This is a genomic window from Streptomyces sp. P5F9, assembly GCF_057961495.1.
Map to the genome: position 1 here is coordinate 1 of NZ_JBXVPZ010000567.1, position 5,681 is coordinate 5,681.

General features: G+C 72.4%; 7 protein-coding genes. 4 read left to right on the forward strand and 3 right to left on the reverse strand.

The genetic code is table 11. From position 1 onward, the window contains the following. Nucleotides 1–3: 3 nt before the first annotated feature. Nucleotides 4–801 carry a putative protein N(5)-glutamine methyltransferase gene (locus AC31A1_RS45690; RefSeq protein WP_489658975.1) on the reverse strand — a complete coding sequence of 266 codons (798 nt, stop codon included), beginning with the start codon at nucleotides 799–801 and terminating at the stop codon, nucleotides 4–6. Between the two features lie 288 nt (nucleotides 802–1,089). Here AC31A1_RS45690 and AC31A1_RS45695 point away from each other — a divergent pair, with 288 nt between their 5' ends. Further along, nucleotides 1,090–1,491 carry a MarR family winged helix-turn-helix transcriptional regulator gene (locus AC31A1_RS45695; protein WP_489658981.1) on the forward strand — a complete coding sequence of 134 codons (402 nt, stop codon included), beginning with the start codon at nucleotides 1,090–1,092 and terminating at the stop codon, nucleotides 1,489–1,491. Nucleotides 1,492–1,513: 22 nt separating this feature from the next. Here the strand turns inward: AC31A1_RS45695 and AC31A1_RS45700 are convergent, their stop codons facing one another. After that, nucleotides 1,514–2,236, reverse strand: a complete 723-nt coding sequence (locus AC31A1_RS45700; RefSeq protein WP_489658976.1) for a GNAT family N-acetyltransferase — start codon at nucleotides 2,234–2,236, stop codon at nucleotides 1,514–1,516. Further along, a complete protein-coding gene (locus tag AC31A1_RS45705) occupies nucleotides 2,233–3,159 on the reverse strand; it encodes an NADP-dependent oxidoreductase (protein ID WP_489658977.1) in 927 nt (308 codons plus the stop codon). The genes AC31A1_RS45700 and AC31A1_RS45705 overlap by 4 nt, the downstream gene beginning before the upstream one ends. 296 nt (nucleotides 3,160–3,455) lie before the next feature. Between AC31A1_RS45705 and AC31A1_RS45710 the strand changes: the two genes are divergently transcribed. The 3 genes from AC31A1_RS45710 (at nucleotide 3,456) to AC31A1_RS45720 (ending at nucleotide 5,581) form a co-directional block, all read left to right on the forward strand. Next, the gene (locus tag AC31A1_RS45710) at nucleotides 3,456–4,061 is read left to right on the forward strand and encodes a sulfite oxidase-like oxidoreductase (protein ID WP_489658978.1); all 606 of its coding nucleotides are present in this window, start codon (nucleotides 3,456–3,458) and stop codon (nucleotides 4,059–4,061) included. Next, the gene (locus AC31A1_RS45715; protein WP_489658979.1) at nucleotides 4,054–4,809 is read left to right on the forward strand and encodes a ferredoxin reductase; all 756 of its coding nucleotides are present in this window, start codon (nucleotides 4,054–4,056) and stop codon (nucleotides 4,807–4,809) included. The genes AC31A1_RS45710 and AC31A1_RS45715 overlap by 8 nt, the downstream gene beginning before the upstream one ends. 187 nt (nucleotides 4,810–4,996) lie before the next feature. After that, entirely contained in the window at nucleotides 4,997–5,581 is a 585-nt protein-coding gene (locus AC31A1_RS45720; protein WP_489658980.1) for an Rv1733c family protein, read from the forward strand. Nucleotides 5,582–5,681 lie beyond the last annotated feature (100 nt).

Consider the following 5,681-nt stretch of genomic DNA (forward strand, 5'->3'; position numbering starts at 1 on the left):
GCCCTACGACCCGACCACCCCCGCCACCCCGACGACGCCGATCACGACGTTCGCGTACAGCTCCTCCGAGTACGCCGACCGCGTCGCCAGCCCGGCACGCGTGAACGCCTCGACCGCTGACGGGAGTTGACGCTCGCTCGTCTCGACGAGGAGGCAGCCGCCGGGGGCGAGCCAGTCGGGGGCGCCGGTGGCGACCGCGCGGAGTATGTCGAGGCCGTCGGTGCCGCCGTCGAGGGCGACCAGGGGTTCGTGTTCGCGGGCCTCGGCGGGCAGCAGGCCGACCTCCTCCGTGGGGACGTACGGCACGTTGGCCGCGAGGATGTCGACGCGGCCGCGCAACGCGTCGGGCAGCACCGCGTACAGGTCGCCTGTGTGGACGTGCCCGCCGTAGGCGGCGACATTGCGGCGGGCGCAGCGGGTGGCGGCGGGGTCGATGTCGGCTGCGTGCAGTTCGACCTGGCCGAGGGCTGCGGCGAGGGCCGCGCCGACCGCACCCGAACCGCAGCACAGGTCCACGACGACGGACGCGTCGGGGGCGTGCGCGAGGGCCTGTTCGACGAGGAACTCGGTACGGCGGCGGGGCACGAACACGCCGGGTTCCACGTCTATGCGCAGGCCGCTGAACTCGGCCCAGCCGACGACGTGTTCGAGGGGCAGGCCCACGACCCGGCGGTCGACCATGGCGGTGAGTTCGTCCGGGGTGCGCGCGGCGGAGAGGATCAGTCGCGCCTCGTCCTCGGCGAAGACACAGCCCGCGGCACGGAGCGCGGCGACGACGGAGGCGAGGGAAAGAGGGGGCATGGAAGCCGAGGGCCTTTCGGGAGATGACCGAAGGGCGCTCTCGCGGTCACCTACCGGCGGTGATCCGCGTTGTCCTGAGGTGAGAGCACCCGACCTGACACAGCGGTAATGGGTCTCACCTCCCAGGAGTTCAGGGCCACGACTGTCCGCGACCGGGCAGCAACACTACCCCAACCCTCGGGCCCGCGAGGGGCCGGCCTCGTGTCTGAGTTGTACTCTGCAACAAGCGGGTGAACGAGGGAGATTCCAGTGCGGGCGGACCAGGCCGTGGAGACCATCCAGCGCGAGATGACGGCCTTCGCCCGGCGCGCCCGGGCCTCCGCGGGCCGCCTCCACCCCGAGCTGTCACTGGTGTCGTACACCCTGCTCAGTCACCTAGAGGAGCGCGACGGCTGCCGGGCCACCGACCTCGCCGCGCACTACGCCCTCGACAAGTCCACGGTCAGCCGCCAGGTCGCCACTCTGGAACGGGCCGACCTCATCGAGCGGCGCCTCGACCCCGAGGACCACCGCGTCCAGGTCCTGCACCTCACCGCCGCCGGCCGCCGGATCCTCGCCCAGGTCACCGAGAACCGCCAGGCCGCGTTCCAGGAGCGGCTCGCGGACTGGCCAGAGGAGGACCTGACCCGGTTCGCCGGCTATCTGGAGCGCTACAACGCGTGGCCGGGCGGGGAGTCTGACGACGGCTGAGGGGGCACCGGCCCCTTCGGTTCTACGACACCCCCACGGGCCGCGTCTGGGTCAGGTGCTCCGGCGCCCGTGCCGCGAGGAACGCGGTGTCGAGGCGCAGGCGGAAGCCCAGGGACTCGTACAGCCGGATGGCGGTCGCGTTGCTCGCGCCGGTGTGCAGGAACGGGGTCTCGCCGCGTTCGCGGATGCCGTGCGCGACGGCCAGGATGAGGCGGCTCGCGAGACCCTCGCCACGGGCGGAGGGGTCGGTGCAGACGGCGCTGATCTCGGTCCAGCCGGGCGGGTGGAGTCGTTCGCCGGCCATGGCGACGAGGGCGCCGTCACGGCGGATGCCGAGGTAGGTGCCGAGTTCGATCGTGCGGGGCAGGAAGGGACCCGGCTTGGTCCGTTCCACCAGGTCGAGCATCTCGGGGACGTCGGCCGGGCCGAGACGGACCGCCTCCGGGTCCGGCGCGGCGGCCAGCCCGTCGTCCACCATCTGTACGCCGTCGATGTGGAAGGTGATCTCCCAGTCGTCCGGCACCCGCTCCCGGAAGCCGAGGAGCGGGATCTCGGCGCCGGGGCCGGACATCGCGGCGACGTCCGCCCAGTCGTCGGCGTCGGGCTCGTCGGGCAGGGCCAGCCACGGGGTCACATCGACCGGGTAGCGCAGCACCCGGCCGCGCCGCTCGGCGAAGTGGGCGTGCGGGCCGGTGAGGGCGGCACGGGCCGGGTTGTCGAGAACGTGCTCGTCCACGGCGCTCATCCGGCGACCTCGATCACGATCTTGCCGCGGGCGTGGCCGTCCTCGACGGTGCGGAGGGCCTCGCCGGCCTGGTCGAGCGGGAAGGTCCGGGTCACGTGCGGGTCCAGTTGGCCCCTGATCACGAGCTGCGCGAGCGCGTCGAGGACGGCGGAGTTGCGGGCGCGTTCGACACGGGCACCGCCGAGCTTCTCGACCTCGGGGGCGGGCGCTCCGGCGGTGATCAGTTTCGTGGGGTCGGTGAGGAGGGTGGCGGCCTCGGCGAGGACCTCGCCGCCGACGAGGTCGTAGGCGCCGTCGACGCCGTCCGGGGCGACGGCCCGTACACGTGCGGCCAGGTCGGGTCCGGAGGAGACGTGGACCGCGCCCAGCGACTCCACGAAGTCCTTCTTGCCCTCGCTCGCCACACCCACGGCACGCAGTCCCAGCGCGCGGGCGATCTGAAGGGCCGCGGAGCCGACGCCGCCGCCCGCGCCGGTGACCAGCACGGTCGCGCCGGCGGGCAGGTCGAGCTGGCGGATCCCGTCGTACGCGGTCGCCGCGGCGACGGGCAGGGTGGCGGCGTCCGTGAACGACAGCTCGGCGGGCCTGTGCGCGGTGATCGTGGCGGCGAGCAGGGCGTACTCGGCGTAGCCGCCGGCCACGGTGCTGCCGAACACCTCGTCGCCGACGGCGAATCCGTCGACTCCGGCACCGATCTCCCGTACGACTCCGGCGACCTCCTGGCCGAAGACCGCGGGGAAAGCGCGTGAGCCGGTCTCGCCGGGCCGTCGGTAGCCATTGCGCTGCTTCCAGTCGACCGGGTTCACCCCGGCCGCGCGCACCGCGACGAGGACTTCACCGGGGCCGGGACTGGGCTGGTCGACCTCGACGAGCGCCTCGGTCTCGGGGCCCCCGTAACGCGTGAAGACGTACGCCTTCGGCATCTGTTCCCTCACTCTCCCTCGCAGTCACCGGATCAACCTGTGGTCACGACATCAGCACGACCACGGGCTGTCCGCACTCAAGCCGCCACTCGAACCGCCGCTCAAGCCGCACTGAAGACCAAGGTCGGTCCCCGGGCGACTATTCCCCCGCGCGCGGAGAGTTCATACGGCCGCAATGATCGTCGGTCGCCCTCGGACCTGGGCATACCTCGTGGACGCGTACCGTTGAAACGACAAACCACTGATCACGCTCGCCCGGCGGACCCGCGCCGCAGCGGCCTGGAGGCTCCACCCGTATGCACGTCACCCGAGGCTTCACCGGACGCCCCCGCGTGCCCGACGCCGGCCTGCCGCCCGGCCAGTACGACGCGGGCGACGACTGGCCCGTCCTGTCCGCCGAGGTCACCCCCGACCTCGCGGCCACCGACTGGACGTTCCGCGTCGACGGACTCGTGGAGCAGCCGCGCACCTGGAACTGGACGCAGGCGCACGAACTGCCTGCGTCGGCCTACGAGGGTGACATCCACTGTGTGACGAGCTGGTCGAAGTTCGGGGTGCGGTTCGGGGGCGTCTCACTGGACGCGTTCTTCAATGTGGTGCGGCCCCATGTGTCCGCCACACATGTGGTCGCGTATGCGCACACCGGGTACACCACGAACCTCCCGCTCGAAGACGTGACCGGCGGTCGGGCCTGGATCGCGTGGGAGTACGACGGCAAGCCGCTGCCCGCCGAGCACGGCGGTCCCGCCCGGCTGCTGGTGCCGCACCTGTACTTCTGGAAGAGCGCCAAGTGGATCGCGGGCCTGCGTCTCCTCGACCACGACGAGCCGGGCTTCTGGGAGCAGAACGGCTATCACGCCCGGGGCAACCCCTGGGAGGAACAGCGGTACTCCGGTGACTGACACCTTCGCCCCCGCCACCAGGTTCGCGGTGCCGGGACGCATCGCCGTGAGCAACCGCGCCGCCGCCGTGTGGCAGACCGCCACGCTCACCGAGATCCGCCGGGAGACCCCGCACGCCGCCACGTTCCGGTTCGCGGTGCCCGGCTGGGCCGGACATCTGCCCGGCCAGCACCTGATGCTGCGGCTGCGCGCCGAGGACGGCTATGTGGCGCAGCGCCACTACTCGATCGCCTCGCACCCGGACGACACCGGGCATGTGGAGCTGACCCTGGACCACGTCGAGGGCGGCGAGGTGTCCGGCTGGTTCCACACGGTGGCCAGGCCCGGTGACGAGATCGAGGTCCGCGGCCCGCTGAGCGGCTTCTTCGCCTGGCCCGGCGACCGGCCCGCGCTGCTGCTGGGCGCCGGTTCCGGGGTCGTACCGCTGATGTCGATGCTCCGGCAGCACCGGGCGCGGGACCTGTCCGTGCCGCTGCGGCTGGTGGTCTCGGCACGCAGTCCCGAGGAGTTGATCTACGCGCGTGAGTACGGCGCCGAGACCACGGCCGTGTTCACGCGCAGTGCGCCGGAGGGTGTGCCGGTGGGACGTATGGCCGCCGCACATGTGGCGCCACTCCTGGCCGAGCAGCCCCCAGGTGGGTGGGAGGCCTATGTGTGCGGCTCCAACGGCTTCGCCGAGCATGCCTCACGGCTGCTGGTCGAGGCGGGGCAGCCGGTGGACCGCATCCGCATCGAGCGGTTCGGCTGAGGATCGGCTGCACGCGGCCTGCCGATCGATCCACTCCTCCTCCGGTTGAGAAAAATACCTCGGACGGGGTACGACATCTGTGTGGACGCTCGCATGCGTGCGCGGTGTCGAGGCGGCGGCGGACCGGCCCCACAGAGGGCTTCCGGCCTTACGGTTCCTCGGCTCCGGTGACGGCGAGGAGACCGACATGCGGACCCGGGTACGGAGTCGACGCCGGCGGCGGAATCCGCTCCGGCGCCGGTCGGATGTCGTGGAGGCGTGGACAGCGCTGGCCGTCACCCTCCTGCTGTTCATCGGCGCGCCCCTGGCCGGCGCCGCCGCGGGCCTGTGGGCCCATGACCAGGCCCGGACCGTCGCCGCGACCCAGCGGGCCGACCGTCATCGCGTCCACGCGAAGGTGATCGGCAACCCGCCCGCCGCACTCCCCTCGGTGGAGGGCAACCGCCCGCGCAGCTTCCCGGTGGCGGTGCGCTGGACGGAACCGGGCAAGGGGGCGCGTACGGCCACGGTCGCGGTTCCGGCGGACACGGGGCGCGGTGACGTGGTGGACGTGTGGCTCGATGCCAAGGGCCACACTGCCACCCCGCCACCGGGTGAAGTGGCCGTCTGGCAGCACACGGTGACCATCGGCGTGTGGTCGGCGGCCGGTGTGATCGGCGTGGCCCTTCTCGCACGGGCGGTGACCCAACGGGTCTCCCTGCGGCACCGGTTGGCCGAGTGGGAACGGGACTGGGCGCTCACAGAACCGCAGTGGACTCGACGGCGGGCGTGAGCACGACGGGCGGTGACAGGTGGTGACGGGCGCCGCAGGCGTGGCACACCCACCACGATCACCCCGACCGGCCGGTCACCTCAACGCCCCACCGCCACAA

What these genes read in the sequence shown, in the direction of transcription:
- AC31A1_RS45700 (WP_489658976.1), bottom strand. Translation starts at nt 2,236, where the DNA reads ATGAGCGCCGTGGACGAGCACGTTCTCGACAACCCGGCCCGTGCCGCC.
- AC31A1_RS45710 (WP_489658978.1), top strand. Translation starts at nt 3,456, where the DNA reads ATGCACGTCACCCGAGGCTTCACCGGACGCCCCCGCGTGCCCGACGCC.
- AC31A1_RS45695 (WP_489658981.1), top strand. Translation starts at nt 1,090, where the DNA reads ATGACGGCCTTCGCCCGGCGCGCCCGGGCCTCCGCGGGCCGCCTCCAC.
- AC31A1_RS45690 (WP_489658975.1), bottom strand. Translation starts at nt 801, where the DNA reads ATGCCCCCTCTTTCCCTCGCCTCCGTCGTCGCCGCGCTCCGTGCCGCG.
- AC31A1_RS45705 (WP_489658977.1), bottom strand. Translation starts at nt 3,159, where the DNA reads ATGCCGAAGGCGTACGTCTTCACGCGTTACGGGGGCCCCGAGACCGAG.
- AC31A1_RS45720 (WP_489658980.1), top strand. Translation starts at nt 4,997, where the DNA reads ATGCGGACCCGGGTACGGAGTCGACGCCGGCGGCGGAATCCGCTCCGG.